Raw genomic sequence first — 18,004 nt, 5'->3', positions numbered from 1 at the left:
TGGTTTCATTTCGCGCAAGCCTGAGATTGGAGCGTCGCTGCCTCAGGTCAGCGGTCACCCAGCTTTAGCTATGTCCAGCGTCTCCCGCAGTTCCCGCTTCAGGAACTTGCCGTTGGCGTTGCGGGGGAGGGGGTCGGACTGGAGCCAGATGTAGCGGGGAATCTTGTGCTTTGCGATCAGCTCGGCGCAGTGGGCGCGCAGCGCATCGGGCGTCAGCGTGACGCCGGGCGCGGGCACCACTGCAACCCCCACTTCCTCCCCCAGTCGGTCGTCGGGCACACCGAACACCGAGCATTCCGCCACGCCGTCGTGCTTGTGCAGTGCGGCCTCGACCTCGGCGCAGTAGATGTTCTCGCCGCCGCGCAACACCATGTCCTTCTTGCGGTCGACCAGGAAGATGAAGCCCTGCTCGTCGAGATAGGCGACATCGCCGGTATGCAGCCACCCGTCGGTGATCGATGAGCCGGTGGCGTCGGGCCGGTTGATATAGCCCTTGATCACCGAGGCGCCCTTGACCCACAGCTCGCCGGGCTGGCCGGGCGGAAGCGCGTTTCCGTCATCATCCACCACCTTGACCTCGAAGGTCGGCATGGCGCGGCCGCAGGAGGCGGGCTTGTCGACGAAGAAGTCGCCGGAAATCGAGGTGATGATCCCCGACGTCTCTGTCATGCCGTATCCGGTGTTAGGCCTGCCGCCGGCGACGGCCTTGTCGATCTTGGCCACCAGGTCGGGCTGCAGCTGCGCGCCGCCGCCGCCGACCGAGAGCAGGCTGGAAGTGTCGTACTTGTCGAAGTCAGGGTGCATGATCAGCTCACGCGCCATCACCGGCACGCCGCCGGCCGAGGTGCAGCGCTCGCGCTCGATCAGCTTCAACGCCTCGCCCGCGTCCCAGCGATGCATCAGCACCATCTTTCCGCCTGCCGCAGTCGCCGCATAGGCGCCGCAGTTGTTGGCGGTGACGTGGAACAGCGGCGTCGTCACCAGGCCCGAGGGGATCGGGACCGGCGCGGAGGGATCGGGAACCACGCCGGTGGCGCGCTGAGTCGCCAGCACAGTCGACTGGCCCGCGAACATCATGTTCATCAGGTTGTTGATGCAGCTGCGATGCGTGAGCTGCGCGCCCTTCGGGAAGCCCGTGGTGCCCGAGGTGTAGAAGATGCACATGTCGGTATCAGGGTGGATCTCGGCGTTGGGCAGATCGCCGCCGGTCGCCACCACATCGGACCATGCGATCGCACCGGCCGGCGGGTTTTCGGTCCGCGTCGTGACGAGCACGATGTCGCCCAGCATGTCTTGCTGCTCGTTGAGGCGCGCCACGCGCTCGCCGTCGGCGAACAGCACCTTGGGCTCGGCGTCCTTGAGCCCGAAGGCCATTTCCGGCGTCGTCCACCATGCGTTCATGCCCACACAGGCCACGCCGAGGCAGGCGCAGGCCCAGTAGATGATCAGCCACTCCGGATAATTGCGCATGGCGATGGCGACCCGGTCGCCCATCTTGACGCCGCGCGCGGCCAGCCAGTTGGCGACCGACGCCACCTGGGCATGGGCCTGATCATAGGTGATCCGCTCATCGCCATAGATCAGATAGTCGCGCGGCCCGAACACCGCGGTGGAGAGCCACAAGGCCCGCACGGTGGGCGGTGAATTCTTGAACATGCGGACGGGAACCCCGCCCACCTCGACCTCGGTCACCTCGAACGGTGCGCCGGGCGCGGTCAGCTCGGCCCAGGCCTTGTCGAGTTCGGCATAGTGCATCTGTCGTCATCCCCATGGCGAAGGCCTCTTGTTTGGGCCCGGTCGGCGGGGACCTTAGCCACAGGCAGCGGGCGAGCGCGAGACTTCCGCAGCGGAATTCTCGCGGTGCGGCGTTCCGCCGGGCGACAAATCACATCGGGGCGCCTATCGTCGCCCTGCGTATCGGGGTGAGGACAGCAGGGCGTGTCGGCGGAGGGGGCGAGGACCAAGCGCGCGGAGGATCATCCGCTGCTCGCCGCCTTCCTGGAGCGGCGTGAAGCTCTGGTGCTGTTCCTGGCCGCCCGGACACGCTCGATGCCGCAGGCCGAGGATCTGGCGCAGGACCTCTATCTGAAGATCGCCGCCCTCCCGGCCGACAGCGAGGTGCGCGCACCGGTCGCGCTGCTCTATCGGATGGCGGCCAATCTGATGATCGACCATGTGCGCAGCGCACAGCGCTCCGCCCGACGCGATGCGGAGTGGCGGACCGAGACTCGGACGGGCTCATTTGGCGAAGACGTGGTCGAAGAACCGCCGGCCGACGAGGCGCTGATCGCCCGCGAGCGGGCCCGTCAGCTGGCTGAGGCGGTGGCCGGTCTGCCGCCCAAGATGGGCCAGGCGTTCCGACTGCATAAGCTTGAGGGCCGCACCCAGGCTGAGACGGCCCGCATGATGGGGGTGTCGCCCAAGATGATCGAGCAGCACATGGCTGCGGCCATGCGGCATCTGATCCAGAGACTCCGGCCATGAGCCTCAAGGATTCCACAGTTGGACCTAGGGGATGCTTCGGACGGCGCCGTCTGAAAGCCAGTCCGGGCCACACCACGGCGATCCGGCAGGCAAGGCTATGAGCGATTTGGAGACCCGGGCGGAAGAGATTCGCGGCGAGGCGCTGGCCTGGCTCGCGCGTCTGCAGCGCGCCGATCTCTCCGAGGCGGATGGCGAAGCCTTTGAGGCCTGGCTGGTCAACCCCGCCCATCGCGACGCCTACGCCGTGGCGCTCTCCGTCTGGCATGAATACGAAGCGGCGGCGCCGGCGGTGCTGGTGGAACTGGACGCGATGCGCGCGCCGACCCATGTGATTGCGTTTGGACGCAAGGCCGCGCCCAGCCGGCGCTGGTTGATCGGCGCGGGCGGGTTCGCGGCCGCGGCCAGCCTCGCTGTCGTGCTTATTCCGCCGATGCTGGCGGCTTCCCAGGTGCAGACCTTCGCCACCGGCAAGGGCGAGCGGCGTGAGATCGCCCTGGCAGACGGTTCGACCGTCCATCTCAACGCCGAAACCACGCTGAAGGTGCGCTATACCGGCGACCGGCGCGCCATCGAGATGGCCGAAGGCGAGGCGATCTTCGACGTCCGCCGCGACGCGGCGCGGCCGTTTACGGTGGCGACGCCGAGCCGGGAGGTGCGCGTGCTCGGAACTCAGTTCGATGTGCGGTCCCGTTCGGGCGATCTGACGGTGACGGTCGCACACGGCCGTGTTCAGGTGTCGCCGCATGACGGGGCCGATGGCGGCGCCTATCTGCTGACCCGCGGCCAGCGCCTGCGGGTTGCGTCATCGGGCGCGGAAGCGGTGCGGTTCGTCGATCCCGGCGAGGCCTTCGCCTGGCGCGCAGGCCGGCTGATTTATCGCGAACAGCCGCTGTCCGAAGTGGTGGCCGACCTCAACCGTCAGTTCACCACCCAGATCGAGATCGGCGACGCAGAGCTCGCGGCCATGCCCATTACCGGCGTGATCGTGCTTGACGATGCGAACGCGGTGTTGGCGCGACTGAGCTTGATGCTGCCCATAAGATCGGTACCCTCGCCCTCGGGACATCGACTCCTCCGCAAGTGAGGAAACTGACTTAGGGCGGATCAAACCATCCTCGCGCGCCGGGCATATTGGGCCGCCGTCTCGGGCATCCTGACGGCGCTAATCGGCGGCGGTAACGCCCGCGCGGCGCCGATCCGCTTTGAAATCAGCCCTCAGCCCTATCGCGAAGCGCTGCTCGATCTGGCCCAGCAGGCCAATGTCACGCTGATTGGCGCTTCGGCCTGCGCCGGCGACTGGCGTCAGACGTTGTCGGGCCGGATGACTCTGGATCAGGCCCTGAGTCGGCTTCTTGCGGAGGCGCCCTGCACCGCGCGGATCGTGGCCCCGGGCGCCGTGGAAGTGACCGCGATCCGTCGCGCGGAGCCGGCGCCGGCGCTGCAATCGGCCCCGCCGACGACGGTCGAAACCCTGCTGGTCACGGCCACTAAGCGGGTGCGCAGCCCCCGCGAACTGGCGGTGGCGGTCACTGCGATCCCCCGCCGCCAGCTCAACGCCACTGGTGCGGCCGATGCGGACGAGGCGGCGGGGCAACTGGCCGGCGTGTTGGCCACCAATCTCGGGCCGGGTCGCAACAAGCTCTTGCTGCGCGGGCTTTCCGACGGCGCCTATACCGGCCGGGCGCGGTCGATCGTCGCCACCTACCTCGATGACATTCCGATCAACTACAACGCGCCGGACCCGGACCTCAGGCTGGTGGATGTTGACCGGGTGGAAGTGGCGCGAGGGCCGCAGGGTGCGCTCTATGGCGCCGGATCGCTGAGCGGAGTCTATCGGATTGTCACCCGTAAGCCCGACCTGCGCGACTGGTCGGCGGAGGCTCGGGGCTCCGGCGCCCTGACCAAGGGCGGCGCGGAGAGCTATGCCGGAGAGGCCTATGTCAATCTGCCGATCTGGCGTGACGTGGCGGCGCTCCGCGTTGCGGGCTACCACGAGACCCAGGGCGGTTATCTGGACGACGTGCTGCAGGCGCGTTCCAACGTCGATGAGACCCTGCGGCAGGGCGCGCGGGTCTCGCTTCTGGTCAGCCCCTCCGACAATTGGAGCGTGACGCTGACCGGCGTCGGCCAGCACCTGCGCTCCGAAGACACGCACTATACGAGCCCGGGTCTGGGCCTGAAGCGGGCGGTGCGCATTCCCGAACCGCACGTCAACGACATCGAGCTGGCGACCGCGACGGTGCGCTATTCGTGGGGCTGGGCGGAACTCACCTCGGCCAGCGGCTATGTGCGTCACCGCTATGGCAGCCTGTTCGACGCCACAGCCACTCAGGAGCTCTACACCGCGTTCGCCCGCACCTCGGCCTATTCCGAGCGGACCCGCACCGAGATGCTGGTGCAGGATTTGGTGCTGACCTCGCGTGGCGCGGGCGACATCGAGTGGCTGGTCGGGTTCTACGGCTCCGACACCAAGGTGGCCTCACCGACCGAGTTCCTGGCCCAGGTGCCGCGCGCGCCCAACATCCTGGTTTATGGCGATGATCGCCGCGACGACATTCGCGAACTGGCGGCCTATGGCGAGGCGGCCTGGCGGTTTGGCGACGGCTGGATCTTGGCGGTGGGCGGGCGGCTCTTCGACAACCGCACCGACACCCGCTCGGATGTCGTCTCCGAGCGGTTCGCGCCGCGAACCCTGGAACGCCGGACGCGCTTCCGGGGTTTTTCGCCCAAACTCTCGCTGCAGAAATCCTTCGCTTCGGGCGACTTCGTCTATGCGGTGGCTTCGGAAGGTCACCGTTCGGGGGGGATCAATTCCGGCGGCGCGTTGCCGCTGACGCCGGCCCGCGAAGTGTTCGCGCCGGACCGTCTGCTGAACCTGGAGCTGGGTCTCAAGACCGCCCTGTTTAACGATCAGCTAACCGTGAACTCGGCCGTGTTCTACAGCGCCTGGACCAATATCCAGACCGACCAGTTCCGCCCCTCGGGCATCCCCTACACCACCAACGCAGGCGACGCCCGGACCCTAGGACTGGAGACTGAGATCGGCTGGCGCGGTCCCGGCGGCCTGACCGCCCAGATCAATGGCCGGCTGTCCCGCACCCGTACGCTGAACGTGAATCCGGAGTTCACCAATCGGCTGGTCAACGGCCTGCCCGGCGCGCCTTCGATCTCCGGCGGTGCGGTGATCTCCTGGGAGCGCGAGCTGGGCTCGGACTGGATGGTCCGTCTGGTGGGCCAGGCGACCTATGTGGGCCCCACGCGCCTGACCTTCGACGCCAGCCTGCCGCGCACCGGCGGCTATGCCCGCACCAAGCTCTCGGCGGAACTCAGCCGTGGCGATCTCGGAGTTCAGATCTATGCGATCAACCCGCTGGATTCGGTGGGCGACACCTTCGCCTTCGGCAATCCGTTCAACCCCGAGGGCGTGCGTCAGATCACGCCGCAGCGGCCGGTGACCATCGGCGTGACGCTCTCCGCCGCGCTCTGAAACTTTTTTCGCAAGCCGGCCTAGGGGGTGAGAATCCGGGCGCCGTCTTCACCTCGATCCCGCGCTTTCCCCAGGGCGCACGGATCAGGGTAGAGGCGCCGGCGATCCGGCGCTGTAGCTGACGCGGCGCACGTTCCCGAGCCTTTGTGCGCCTCGGAAAGCTGAGCGCGGCCCGGACGAGGAGAGCGTCCCGGGCCGCGCCTCTGGCCTGCCCTCCGGATCAGATCGGCCAACCTTCAAGCCACCGCCAGGGCTCTGACGCCGCTTGACGGTTTCCGCACGCTCCGTATCCGGCTAACCCTGCGCGTCGGCGGATCGCCGCCCCGGGGAGACCGCATGGCCAAGCTTCGCCGATACCTGCCTTTGCTCGTGCTGGTGGCGGTGATCATCGCCGCGTTCGCGAGCGGGGTGACGCGCTACCTCAACCTGGAAACCCTCCAGGCCAATGACGCGGCGTTGCGCGGGTTCGTCGGCGCCAACCTGGCCCTGGCGCTGTTGGTCTTCGTGGTCGTCTACGCCGCCGTCGTGGCCGTCAGCCTGCCAGGCGCGACCATCCTGACGCTGGCCGGCGGCTACCTGTTCGGCACCTGGATCGGCGGCACGGCCACGGTGCTCGCGGCCACCGTCGGGGCGGTGATCATTTTCTATGTGGTCCGTACTTCGCTCGGCCAGACGATCCGCGAGCGGGCGGAGGCGTCCGGGGGCACGCTGAAGTCGGTGATCGACGGGGTGCAGGCGGGCGCTTTCGGCTACATCCTGACGCTCCGACTGATCCCGCTGGCGCCGTTCTGGTTGGTCAATGTGGCGGGGGGCCTCGCCCAGGCGCCGCTGCGCGCCTACGCTCTGGCGACATGCCTCGGCATCATGCCGGCCACCTACATCTATTCCGGCATCGGCGCGGGCCTGGGCGAACTGGCCGCGCGGGGCGAGGCGCCGGACCTGGGCGTGATCTTCGAGCCGGCGATCTTCGGCCCGCTGGTGGCGCTGGGCCTGCTCTCACTGGGCGCCACGCTCTATCAGCGCCGACGAGCTAAGAAGGAGTTGGCCAAGAAGGACACCGCAACATGAGCCGCCGCGAGATCACCGCCGACATCTGCGTCATCGGCGCGGGGTCCGGCGGCCTGTCAGTGGCGGCCGGGGCGGCGCAACTGGGCCTTTCCACCGTGCTCTTCGAAAAGGGCGAGATGGGCGGCGACTGCCTGAACTATGGCTGTGTGCCGTCCAAGGCGTTGATCGCGGCGGGCGAGGCGGCGCAGTCCGCACGCGACGCCGGGCGCTTGGGCGTGAAGGCCGGCAAGGTCACCGTCGATTTCGCCGCCGTCATGGCTCACGTCCACAAGACCATCGAGACCATCGCGCCCATAGACAGCCAGGAGCGTTTCGAGGGCCTGGGCGTCACCGTGATCCGCGAACCGGCCCGGTTCGAGGACGCCCGCACGGTGGGTTCGGACAGCGTACAGGTGCGGGCGCGGAAGTTTGTTGTCGCGACGGGTTCGCATGCGGCGGTTCCGCCGATCCCGGGCCTCGATCAGGTTCCCTACCTGACCAACGAGACCGTGTTCGGGCTGAACGCCCTGCCCAAGCGGCTGATCGTGCTGGGCGGCGGACCCATCGGGGTCGAGCTTGGCCAGGCGTTCCGCCGGCTGGGTTCAGAGGTGACGATCATCGAGGCCGGCGTGCTGTTGCCTCGGGAAGATCCGGCGTGCGCCGCCGTGGTGGCTGAACAGCTGGCCGCCGATGGTGTGGAGGTTCTGACCGGCGCCCCGGCGACGGCGGTGGAAGCCGGCCCGGTCGTGGTGGTGGGCGAGGGCGCTTCGGCGCGTCGGATTGAGGGCACGCACCTGCTGATCGCTGTGGGCCGCCGGCCGGCGATCAGCGGCCTGAACCTGGAGGCTGGCGGTATCGCCTACACCCAGGCCGGGATCACCACGCGCCGGGATCTGCGCACGACCAATCCGCGTGTGTTCGCGGTGGGCGATGCCGCGGGGCGGGGTCAGTTCACCCACTTGGCCGGCGCTCATGCGGGCCTCGTCGTTCGCCGCGCGATTTTCGGCCTGCCGGTCAACGCCGATGCGCTGGTGGTGCCGCGCGTGACCTATTGCGATCCCGAGGTGGCCAGCGTGGGTCTCACCGAGGCCGAGGCGCGCACGGCGCACGGCGCCGGAATCCGGGTGGAGACCTTCCCGTTTCACGACAACGATCGGGCCCAGGCCGAAGGCGATGGGCGCGGCTTCGGCAAGCTGATCCTGACCAAGGCCGGCAAGGTGCTGGGCGTCACGCTGGTCGGCCGTCACGCCGGCGATCACATCCACATCTGGTCGCTGGCGCTTTCGGGCGGGGTGAAGCTGGGCGCCTTCACCGGCATGATCGCGCCCTATCCGACCCGAGGCGAGATCGCCAAGCGACTGGCGGGCCAGTTCTACACACCAGCCCTGTTCTCCGACCGGACCCGGAGGCTGGTGTCGGTGCTGAAGCGCTTCGCCTGACCCGACCTACGGCAGGTTGGCGTCCAGCGCTGCGAGGTAGCCGGTGATCCGCTTGGCGTTGGTGCCCATGTCCGAAAGGCCCACGCGTGAGGTGGAGCGAACATCGACGACCGAGCCTGCGCCCGACGGTCGAACCCGGATCGTCACATCGTCCTTGAAGCCGAACAGAGCGGTTTCGGCCACGGCTTCCACGACGCCGGCGGCGGGATCCTGTGTGGTGATCTTCCAGCCCTGCGCCTGGGCTTCGGCCAGGGCCGCGGCGTAGGTCGCGGCCGGATCGGCGGCGGCGCTGAGCGGTTTGAGCGCGGGATAGGCCGCGGCGCCGACTTCGCCCAGCGTCTTGTCCTTGAGCGCGGCGTTGTTGGCGTAGGCGGGCGTGCTGCCGAGCTTGGCGGTCATCTCGCCCACCGGATTGGCGCCGAACGCCTGACGCGCAGCCAGGGTCGCAGGCGTGAAGCGGGGCGCGTCGGCGATGTTGGTGGTGACATCGTGGATCGGGGGAACCGCTCCCCGGCTTGCCTGCAACCCAACGAAGCCGCCGACCACCAGGAGCGGGATGGCCAGGGCGCCCAAGGCCGCGCCGACTCCCTGGCGCGGCTTGCGGATCAGGCTGACGATCACGGCGACCAGGGCGACCAGGATCGCCGCCACCAGATAGAGCGGTGTCATGAACAGGCCGATGGTCCAGGGCCAAAGCCCGAACTTCACCCCCAGGGCGCCGACCAGGAACACCACCGGCAACAGCGCCGAGACGATGAGGGCGATGCGCCCGAAGTTCAGTTTCACGCCGGCTTCTCCCCGAGTTGTCGGCACAAGGGTTCCACGATCAGCGTCATTCCGCCAGCCCTCAGCGAGGCAGGCGAAAGCCGCGCGGCAGCAGCGCCTCGATGGTCTCCGTCTCCGTGGTTCCGTCAGGAGCCTGACTGAGCACCTCGCAGCCCGCCGTGGCGAACTCCCAGATCTTCTGGCGGCACCCGCCGCAGGGCCAGATAGCCGCCGGCAGCGACGACGCCACCCAGACCCGCCGAAGGGACTTCTGGCCGTCGCCCACAGCCGCTGAGATCGCGCTGGCCTCGGCGCAGACGCCTTCCGGGTAGGCGGCGTTCTCCACATTCACCCCGAAGTGGACGCGCCCGTCCGGCCCCTCGACGGCGGCGGCGACGCGCACGTTGGAGTATGGCGCGTGGCTGAAGGCCAGCCGGCGGCGCAGCTCGGCGGTCATCTCGTCGGGGGTCATGACCGCGAGGCTAGTGCGCGTCTCGCCTAGGGGGAAGGCGGGCGGCGTAAGTCAACGGCCTAGCAGCGCCTTCAGCTCCGCCCCTGACGCCCCCGACGCCAGCGCCTCGAACCGCCCTTCGTCCTTGATCTGGCGGACGGCGGCGAGGAAGCCGCCCCAAGCGGCGCGGGCGAGCGAGCCGCCCACGCTGATCCGGCGGACGCCGAGGTCAGCGAACTGGGCTACCGTGGCGCCGGGCGTCATCATCAGCACGCTGAGCGGCCTGGACGCCACGGCGCGGACGGCTGCGGCGATGTCGGCGGGCTCGCGCAGGCCCGGCGCGAACAGGCAGTCAGCGCCCGCGTCGGCCAGGGCGACGAGGCGGTCGATGGCCTCGGAGACACCCATGCGCCCGACCAGAATGCCCTCGGCCCGGGCCACCAGCACTGCGCCCGAGCCCTCCGCGTCCAGCGCCGCGCGGGCGGCGGCGATGCGCTCGATCGCCTGGATGTCGTCGTAGAGCGCGCGCTCCGGACCCCGGATCATGTCCTCGATGGAGAGGCCGGCGACGCCGGCCGCCAGCGCCTTCAGGGCGTTGGTCGCCACCGCTTCCGGCGCATCGGCGAAGCCGTTCTCGAAGTCCGCATTCACCGGCGCATCGGTGACGGCGCAGACAGCGGCCAGGTGGTCGAGCTTGGCCTCCAGCGTCACGGCGTTGTCGAGCAACCCCTGTGTCCAGGCGAAGCCGGCGCTGGAAGAGGCCACCGCGGGGAAGCCCAGATTCTGAAGCATCCGGGCGCTGCCGGCGTCCCAGAAGTTGGGGATCACGAAGCAGCCTTCGGCGTGGAGAGCGCGAAAGCGAGCGCGCTTTTCGGCCGGCGTCGGCATGTGAAACTCCCTCTTTGATTGATACCGGAACGCGCACGCAACGAAGCGCGACCGAATCGCTGACTCGCGCGAATTCCGTCTCTGTTCCCTACGAGATGTTGCGGTCGAGTCGCGTCGGGGCACAACGGCGGGAACATGCCCTTCCTGTGTCATCCCGGTTTTCGCGGCACGCGAAAGACCGGGACCTCCGGCTCGATTCGCCGAAAGTCGGCGAGGTGTTGCGAACTTGGCGACCTCAGGCGCTGGAGGTGCCGGTCTTTGCCCGCTTCGCGAGGGCGAAACCGGGATGACAACGGTGGGGAAGCCTTCGCCTTGACGGGCCCGGGCGCCTTCCCCTATATGCCCGCTCCCCGCGCGGACGCCCGTCCGACGCGCTTTTGATCTATGCGAAGGTGTCCGCGATGTCGCGTCGCTGCGAGCTTACCGGTGTCGGCCCGATGGTCGGTCACAACGTCAGCCACTCCAACATCAAGACCAAGCGCCGGTTCATGCCGAACCTCGCCGCTGTGAAGCTGCAGTCGGATGCGCTGGGCCAGACCTTCAGCCTGCGGGTCACCAACGCGGCGCTACGCACGCTCGACTTCAAGGGCGGCCTCGACCCCGTGCTGCTCAAGGCGCGAGATGAGGTGCTCTCGGTCAAGGCGCTGCGCATCAAGCGCCAGCTGAAGGCGAAGCTGGCCGAACAGGCCGCCTGAGCTTCCAGAGATTGAGCGTTTGAAGAGGCCGTCCTGCGGGGCGGCCTTTTTCGTTAGCGCTTCAGCGCGGGCGTCCAGTCATAGGCGACCAGCAGCGAGCGCTGGGCCGGATTGAAGTTGTCGTCGGACAGCACATAGAAGCGGATCGATCCGTCCCGGCGGGGCAGGGCGGCCAGGCCCTCGTGGTTGTCCACGGTGGCGGGGCGGCGGATGGTCAGGCGATCGAGCGGCTTGCCGGCGGTGTCTGTGATCACCAGCTGGATCGTGTTGCCGAACAGCGGCTGGAAGTCGCGGAGCAGAAGCGCCCAGCGACCGCCCGGCAGGGCGCGGGCGGCGACCAGGGCGCCTGGGCCCTCGCTGGGTGCGGTAAACCCGGGCCTGCATTCAGCCGACAGGCGGCAGATCCAGGTTTCACGGGTGTCTTCGCGTCCGACCAGATAGGCGTTGGCGCCCAGCGCCGGCGCGCGCGCCAGCGCCTCCATGCCGTCGTTGTCGGGAAAGGAGGTCCTGGGATGGGGCGCTACGCGAGGCGGGCCGCCGGCGGCCGGATAAACCCAGATACGGTGATCGCGCTCGAAACTGACCATCAGATCGCCGTTGGGCCAAACCACCAGCCCCTCGGCGTCGGCGCGGAGCTTGTCGCCGGAGATCGACTGACCCTTAGCGTCGCTTAGCGGTCGCAGGGTGACGTCCGCGACGCCGGAGAGCCGCCCGGCGTCATCTAAGGTGATGCGGCCGCGCACCAGATCGCCATCATCACTGACGGCGATGAATTTCAGGTCGGGGCTGACCTCGAGGTCGGAGAGTCCATGCAGGCGTGCGGAGTCCAGCGAGGTGAGCGCAAGCCCCCCGGCCCAGACGAAACGGCCATCCGGCCGCTCAACACCCTCGGGGACAGGCTGAGCGACCACGCGGATAGCCGGTCCAGCCGCGACCGGTGCGGCCGGCAAAGGCGGCGACTGCGGCGCGCAGGCCGCCAGGGCCAGCGCGATCAGCGCGGCCCCCAGCCCTCTCACGCCGTCGCCCTTCGAACTTCCTTGAAGGTCGAGCGGCGCGGCCCGCTACCTTGCGGGCCCTGGGTGTTGGGCGGCGGCGCCAGCAGGCTGGCGGTCTTGCGGGTGACCTTGCGCACCTCCTCGTCGAAGAGGTCGGCCAGCTGTTCGACCATGGCGCCGGCGAGCTGTTCCACGTCCACGATGGTGACGGCGTTGCGATAGTAGCGGGTGACGTCGTGGCCGATGCCGATGGCGATCAGCTGCACCGGGCTCTTGGCCTCGATCTCGCCGATCACGTCGCGCAGGTGCCGCTCCAGATAGTGGCCGGAGTTCACCGACAGGGTGCTGTCGTCCACCGGCGCGCCGTCGGAAATCACCAGCAGGATGCGCCGGGCCTCGGGCCGTCCGATCAGCCGCTGGTGGGCCCACATCAGGGCCTCGCCGTCGATGTTTTCCTTCAGAAGACCCTCGCGCATCATCAGGCCCAGGTTGCGCCGGGCGCGGCGCCAGGGGGCGTCGGCGGCCTTGTAGATGATGTGGCGCAGGTCGTTCAGACGGCCGGGCTGGGCGGGCTTGGCCGCCTTCAGCCAGTCTTCCCGCGAGGAGCCGCCCTTCCAGGCGCGGGTGGTGAAACCCAGTATCTCGGTCTTGACGCTGCACCGCTCCAGCGTGCGCGCCAGGATGTCGGCGCAGACGGCGGCGACCATGATCGGGCGGCCGCGCATCGAGCCGGAATTGTCGATCAGGATGGTCACCACCGTATCGCGGAACTCGGTGTCCTCCTCCTCCTTGAAGGCGAGCGAGGCGGTCGGGTCGGTGATCACGCGGGTGAGGCGCGCGGTGTCGAGGAGGCCCTCCTCGAGGTCGAAGCTCCACGAGCGGTTCTGCTGCGCCAGAAGCTTGCGCTGCAGCCGGTTGGCCAGCCTGGAGACCACATTGGAGACGCTGGCCAGCTGCTGGTCGAGATAGGCCCTGAGGCGCGTCAGCTCCTCGGGATCGCAAAGCTCCTCGGCGGCGGTCACTTCATCATGCGCGGTGGTGAAGACCTTGTAGGTGACCGCGCGATTGTCGCCCGAAGGGTCGGGCCTAGCGGGCTGGTCGCCGTCGCCCATCTCGGCCGGCTCGTCCGAGTCGTCGAGGTCGGCGTCGTCGTCGGACGGCATCATCTGGGCGTCGGAATCGTCGCTCTCGCGGGCCGAGCCGTCGTCGTCGTCCATCGCGGTCTGCTGCGGGGACTGGGTCTCGCCCTCGCCGTCGTCGTCGCTGTCGGAGGCTTCGGGCTCGCCCTCCTCGGAGCCGTCGGCGTCGTCGTCCGGCTGGTCGGGGGCGTCGGACAGGTCGTCGCCCATGTCGAGGTCGCGGATGATGGTGCGACTGATCCGGGCGAAGGCCTTCTGGTCATCGACCGAGGCCGCCAGCCGGTCGAGGTCGGCGCCGGCGCGGGCTTCGACATCGGCGCGGAACAGGTCGACCAGGGCGCGGGCCATGGGCGGCGGCGGCTGGCCGGTGAGTCGCTCGCGCACCATCAGTGACACGACATCCGCCAGCGGCGGATTGGCCATGGCCTCGATTTCGTTGAATGACCGCCGCGACCAGGCCTGGGCCATCACCGCGTTCAGGTTCTCGCGCACCCCGCCCATGGCGTTGGCGCCGATAGCCTCGATCCGCGCCTGCTCCAGTGCATCATAGATCGGCTGGCCGCCGCCGGACGCCGGCCGCGACTTGGCGTGCGCCGCCGGATCATGGTGGGCGACCCGGAGCGCCATCTGGTCGGCGAGGCCCCGGATGCGCGAGGCGTCCTCGGGCGTCAGGTCGCGCGGCGGATGGGGCAGGATCGCCCGGTTGCCGGAGAGCTGCGGGCCTTCGCCCGAATAGACGATCTCCAGATCCGGCGTTTCGGCAAGCGACCGCGCGGCGTGCGCCAAGGCGCGCTTGAAGGGCTCGAGCGGACTCTCCGGGGTCTTGGCCATGGCGGGTTTGTCTTAGAACAGGCGGCGGGGGGCGGGGAACCGGGAAATGGCGGGCAGGGCGAAGGTTGCGAGCAGGACCGACTGGGCGGCTGAAGGGTGTGGAACCACGGATCTCACGGATGGGGCTCTTCCCGTCCCGTTGGCGAGAGGGGACTGCGAGCCTGAAAATGTCGCGAATGCTGGACTCAAAACGCGCTTTTCGCAGGATTTTCATCAATGAAATCAATGTAAAATCGAGACTTGGTGCGCAATCCTGGCGCATTGGGCGCCGGGCGGCTCGGGGTAGACTTGAAGGGTGGAGACCCTAGCTCACCGAAAGCGACTACGCAAGAACATATAAAGAACTTAGATTCGCCCTGCCGAAGGTGGGGGTTCTGGTGATCGAGGGATAGAGCGACACTTTCGACCTTCGAATCCGCGTCGCACAAACCGGAAGCCATGAATGTCGTCAATGGGGGATGGCGGACCTTGCCGGCAGGTGAAATCGAACCGATGGAGCGCCATCTCAACAGCCGAGACCTCTACGGCGAACGACGCTCAGCCGCCCTGGCCGGGTGGGAGGCCGTCATGGGCTGAAGCCAGGTTAGGATTGGGTAGCTGCGCCAAACTACGGACCCGTTGCCGTTCGACCGGCACTACCCCTTCGAGACCGTAGCGACTGCAGGTATCGCTGCTTTCGCTCTGCCCAAACGCCGCGTCTCGGATTAGATAAGACGACGTCGTAAACGTCAGTGTCAGTCGAGAGGCAAGCGGTCTTGAACGAAGACAAGTCGGAGCTTTTGAAGTCGCTCAGTATCGACCGTTCCCGCGACGACGAGGACACTGGTCGAGCCTCTCCCGTGCTTCTGATCGCGATTGTCGCCGGCGGTGTTCTGGTCGGCGCCGGGGCCGGCTGGTTCCTCAAGCCTGCGCCGAAGGCCAGGCCCGTCGCCGCCGAAGCGGTCCAGACCGCCGCGACGCCGGGCAAGGTTGTCGCGCCGGCGGGCGGGTTGACGGCGTCCGGCTATGTCGTCGCGCGGACCCGGGCCACTGTCGCCGCGGAAGTCACCGGTCGTGTCGTTGAGGTACGGGTCGAGGAAGGCCAGGCGGTCCGCGCCGGCCAGGTGCTGGCCGTGCTGGATGGATCGCTGGCCGCGGTCGACGCGGCCTCCAATCGCGCGCGGGCTCTGTCGGCGCAGGCCGCCGTCAACTCGGCGCAACTGCAGTACGCCCAGGCGCAGCGCGATCTGGTGCGGGCCGAGACCCTGGCCAAGACCGGCTTCGTCAGCGAGGCCAGTGTCCAGGAGGCTGCCCTGAGGGCGCGGGTGGCGGAAGCTCAGGCGGATCTGTCGCGCGCCCAACTGGTGGCGGCGCGCTCCGAGTCCAATCGCACGCAGGTCCAGTTGAGCCGGTATGAGATCCGGGCGCCCTTTTCCGGGATCGTGATCGACAAGGCCGCCCAGCCTGGCGAAATCATCTCGCCGTTGTCAGCCGGCGGCGGCTTCACGCGAACCGGCATCTGCACCATCGTCGACATGGACAGCCTCGAGATCGAGGTGGACGTCAACGAGGCCTACATCGGCCGCGTGACCAACGGCCAGAAGGTGGAAGCGATCCTTGACGCCTTCCCTGACACCGTGCTGCCCGCCCGGGTGATCGCCAAGATCCCGACCGCCAGCCGGGACAAGGCCACGGTCCGCGTCCGCATCGGCTTTGACTCCAAGGACGTCCGCATTCTCCCGGAGATGGCCGTGAAGGTCACCTTCCTTGAACCCCGAACCTGACCCCGACCGCAGGACATTGCGATGAGCGCCCTCATTCAGCTGAACAACGTCACCAAGAACTATCGTCGGGGCAAGGAAGGCATCGCCATTTTCGATGGCCTGACCATGTCGATCGAGAAGGGGGATTTCGTGGCCATCATGGGGCCCTCGGGCTCGGGCAAGACCACCCTGCTGAACCTGCTGGGCGGCACCGACCGCTGCGATGGCGGCCAGATCATCTTCGACGGCGAACGGATCGACGGCTACTCCGAGGGTCAGTTGGCGGCCTGGCGGGCCCGAAGCGTCGGCTTCATCTTCCAGTTCTACAATCTTATGCCCGTCCTGACGGCGGCCCAGAACGTCGAGCTACCGCTGATGCTGACCAAGCTTCCGGCCAAGAAGCGACGGGAAAATGTGGCAACGGCGCTCAAAATCGTCGAGCTCTCTGACCGGGCCAAACACAAGCCGAAAGAACTGTCCGGCGGCCAGCAGCAACGCGTGGCGATTGCGCGGGCCATCGTGTCTGACCCCAAGCTGTTGCTCTGCGACGAGCCCACTGGCGACCTGGACCGCAATACTGCCAATGACATCCTGCGAACCCTGCAGCAGCTCAACCGCGAACTGGGCAAGACCATCATCATGGTCACCCATGATCCGGAAGCCGCCCGGTTCGCCAACCGCACCCTACACCTCGACAAGGGCAGTTTTGCGGAGGTCACCGCATGACCGACTTTGACCTGGTCCGGAAGAACCTGTTCCGCAAGCCGCTGCGCACCATTCTGCTGACGGTCTCGATCTTCATGGCGTTCCTGATCTTCGGGATGCTGACCAGCTTGAATGTGGCCCTGAACCGGGCTTCGGAAACCGGCGCGGCCAACGATCGCTTGATCGTGTCCAACAAGATCAATTTCACCCAGCCGCTTCCCATCGCTTACGTAAACCGCATCGCCGCGGTTCCGGGTGTGACCGGGGTGACCCATTCCAGCTGGTTCGGGGCTTATTTTCAGGATCAACGAACCAGTCGCTTTGTCGGCTTTGCGGTTGACCCCGCCACCTATGTCGCTCTGTACGCCAATGATATCCGGCTCACGGAAGCTGAGAAGAAAGCCTTCATCGCCGAGCGGACCGGCGTGATTGTGGGCAAGGCGCTGGCGGATCAGTATGGCTGGAAACTGGGGCAGACGGTGCCGATCAGCTCCAACATCTATGTGAAGCCAGACGGCCGTCGCACCTGGGACATGAAGATCACCGGCATTTTTTCGGGCGCGAAACCCACGGATTCCACGACCGCCCTCTACTTCCACTATGAGTATCTGAACGAGACGACCACCTTCGGCCGCGACCAGATCGGCAATGTGGCGGTGCGCACGGCCTCGGTGGACCTCAACAACCAGATTGCCAAGACGATCGACGCGGCGTTCGCCAACTCACCCTACGAAACCTCGACGGTCGATGAGAAGACCTTCGCCCAGGCCTTCCTGAAGCAGGCCGGCGACCTGAATTTCATCGTCACCATGGTCGTGGCGGCGGCCTTCGCCGCGATTCTGATGATCGTCAGCACCACCCTGGTCTCGGCCATGCGCGAGCGCACCAAGGAAATCGGAGTGATGAAAACACTCGGGTTCTCCAGTCCGCGCGTGCTTCGCATGGTGTTGGGCGAGGCTTTGCTGCTCTCGACAATGGGGGCTGTGCTGGGGCTGGCGGTCTCGGCGTTCGTTCTCGCGGGGCTGTCGAACTCTCCGGTGGCGTCAACCTTCGGCGATCTCTCGATGTCGCCTCTCGTGGCGCTAAGCGGACTCCTGCTGGCGATCACGCTGGGTCTGGTGACCGGGGCGATTCCGGCGGCGTCCGCCCTGCGCATGAGCATCGTCGACGCCTTGAACCGGCGCTAGGAGAACCGTCATGAGCCTGATGGGCCAGACCCGCTCCGTGATCGCCATGAACGTGCGGTCCATCCCGCAGCGCCTTTGGATGTCGCTGGCGACCGTGGTGTCCATCGCCCTGGTTGTGGCGGTGCTGCTGGGGTTCCTGTCGCTGGCCA

At 67.6% G+C, this 18,004-nt stretch carries 15 protein-coding genes; 9 read left to right on the top strand and 6 right to left on the bottom strand.

Annotated elements, in window-relative coordinates; genetic code table 11:
* Positions 1 to 54: 54 nt before the first annotated feature.
* Positions 55 to 1,755 (bottom strand): class I adenylate-forming enzyme family protein, encoded by a 1,701-nt coding sequence (locus ACIQ3R_RS02400; protein WP_397414671.1) that lies wholly within the window; start codon positions 1,753 to 1,755, stop codon positions 55 to 57.
* A gap of 183 nt (positions 1,756 to 1,938) precedes the next feature.
* Between ACIQ3R_RS02400 and ACIQ3R_RS02395 the strand changes: the two genes are divergently transcribed.
* The 5 genes from ACIQ3R_RS02395 to ACIQ3R_RS02375 all read left to right on the top strand — a co-directional run bounded on the left by ACIQ3R_RS02395 (position 1,939) and on the right by ACIQ3R_RS02375 (position 8,457).
* The gene (locus tag ACIQ3R_RS02395) at positions 1,939 to 2,484 is read left to right on the top strand and encodes an RNA polymerase sigma factor (RefSeq protein ID WP_397414668.1); all 546 of its coding nucleotides are present in this window, start codon (positions 1,939 to 1,941) and stop codon (positions 2,482 to 2,484) included.
* 97 nt (positions 2,485 to 2,581) lie between these two features.
* The gene (locus tag ACIQ3R_RS02390) at positions 2,582 to 3,568 is read left to right on the top strand and encodes a FecR family protein (protein ID WP_397414666.1); all 987 of its coding nucleotides are present in this window, start codon (positions 2,582 to 2,584) and stop codon (positions 3,566 to 3,568) included.
* A gap of 237 nt (positions 3,569 to 3,805) precedes the next feature.
* Positions 3,806 to 5,971, top strand: a complete 2,166-nt coding sequence (locus ACIQ3R_RS02385) for a TonB-dependent receptor (protein WP_397414664.1) — start codon at positions 3,806 to 3,808, stop codon at positions 5,969 to 5,971.
* Between the two features lie 336 nt (positions 5,972 to 6,307).
* Positions 6,308 to 7,039, top strand: coding sequence for a TVP38/TMEM64 family protein (locus ACIQ3R_RS02380; protein ID WP_397414662.1), 732 nt, complete (start codon positions 6,308 to 6,310; stop codon positions 7,037 to 7,039).
* Positions 7,036 to 8,457 (top strand): dihydrolipoyl dehydrogenase family protein, encoded by a 1,422-nt coding sequence (locus tag ACIQ3R_RS02375; protein ID WP_397414660.1) that lies wholly within the window; start codon positions 7,036 to 7,038, stop codon positions 8,455 to 8,457. The genes ACIQ3R_RS02380 and ACIQ3R_RS02375 overlap by 4 nt, the downstream gene beginning before the upstream one ends.
* Before the next feature lie 6 nt (positions 8,458 to 8,463).
* On the opposite strand, the gene ACIQ3R_RS02370 is transcribed toward ACIQ3R_RS02375, so the two are convergent.
* From ACIQ3R_RS02370 to ACIQ3R_RS02360, 3 genes are all read right to left on the bottom strand, one after another.
* Positions 8,464 to 9,243 carry a DUF1499 domain-containing protein gene (locus ACIQ3R_RS02370; protein WP_397414657.1) on the bottom strand — a complete coding sequence of 260 codons (780 nt, stop codon included), beginning with the start codon at positions 9,241 to 9,243 and terminating at the stop codon, positions 8,464 to 8,466.
* A gap of 61 nt (positions 9,244 to 9,304) precedes the next feature.
* The gene (gene cdd, locus ACIQ3R_RS02365) at positions 9,305 to 9,694 is read right to left on the bottom strand and encodes a cytidine deaminase (protein WP_397414654.1); all 390 of its coding nucleotides are present in this window, start codon (positions 9,692 to 9,694) and stop codon (positions 9,305 to 9,307) included.
* 51 nt (positions 9,695 to 9,745) lie between these two features.
* Positions 9,746 to 10,561, bottom strand: coding sequence for an oxaloacetate decarboxylase (locus ACIQ3R_RS02360; protein WP_397414652.1), 816 nt, complete (start codon positions 10,559 to 10,561; stop codon positions 9,746 to 9,748).
* 401 nt (positions 10,562 to 10,962) lie between these two features.
* Here ACIQ3R_RS02360 and rpmB point away from each other — a divergent pair, with 401 nt between their 5' ends.
* Entirely contained in the window at positions 10,963 to 11,256 is a 294-nt protein-coding gene (rpmB, locus tag ACIQ3R_RS02355) for a 50S ribosomal protein L28 (protein WP_397414649.1), read from the top strand.
* Positions 11,257 to 11,309: 53 nt separating this feature from the next.
* Here the strand turns inward: rpmB and ACIQ3R_RS02350 are convergent, their stop codons facing one another.
* Entirely contained in the window at positions 11,310 to 12,272 is a 963-nt protein-coding gene (locus ACIQ3R_RS02350) for an esterase-like activity of phytase family protein (protein WP_397414646.1), read from the bottom strand.
* The gene (cobT, locus tag ACIQ3R_RS02345; RefSeq protein ID WP_397414644.1) at positions 12,269 to 14,221 is read right to left on the bottom strand and encodes a cobaltochelatase subunit CobT; all 1,953 of its coding nucleotides are present in this window, start codon (positions 14,219 to 14,221) and stop codon (positions 12,269 to 12,271) included. The genes ACIQ3R_RS02350 and cobT overlap by 4 nt, the downstream gene beginning before the upstream one ends.
* A 755-nt stretch (positions 14,222 to 14,976) precedes the next feature.
* Between cobT and ACIQ3R_RS02340 the strand changes: the two genes are divergently transcribed.
* The 3 genes from ACIQ3R_RS02340 to ACIQ3R_RS02330 are packed head-to-tail and all read left to right on the top strand — an operon-like array spanning position 14,977 to position 17,855.
* Positions 14,977 to 15,984, top strand: a complete 1,008-nt coding sequence (locus tag ACIQ3R_RS02340) for an efflux RND transporter periplasmic adaptor subunit (protein ID WP_397414642.1) — start codon at positions 14,977 to 14,979, stop codon at positions 15,982 to 15,984.
* A gap of 21 nt (positions 15,985 to 16,005) precedes the next feature.
* The gene (locus ACIQ3R_RS02335; protein WP_397414640.1) at positions 16,006 to 16,689 is read left to right on the top strand and encodes an ABC transporter ATP-binding protein; all 684 of its coding nucleotides are present in this window, start codon (positions 16,006 to 16,008) and stop codon (positions 16,687 to 16,689) included.
* Entirely contained in the window at positions 16,686 to 17,855 is a 1,170-nt protein-coding gene (locus ACIQ3R_RS02330) for an ABC transporter permease (protein WP_397414638.1), read from the top strand. Before ACIQ3R_RS02335 ends, ACIQ3R_RS02330 begins: the two co-directional genes overlap by 4 nt.
* Positions 17,856 to 18,004 lie beyond the last annotated feature (149 nt).

This window comes from Phenylobacterium sp., from assembly GCF_044371015.1.
Lineage (GTDB): Bacteria > Pseudomonadota > Alphaproteobacteria > Caulobacterales > Caulobacteraceae > Phenylobacterium.
This window is presented reverse-complemented; position numbering and strand designations above follow the sequence as displayed.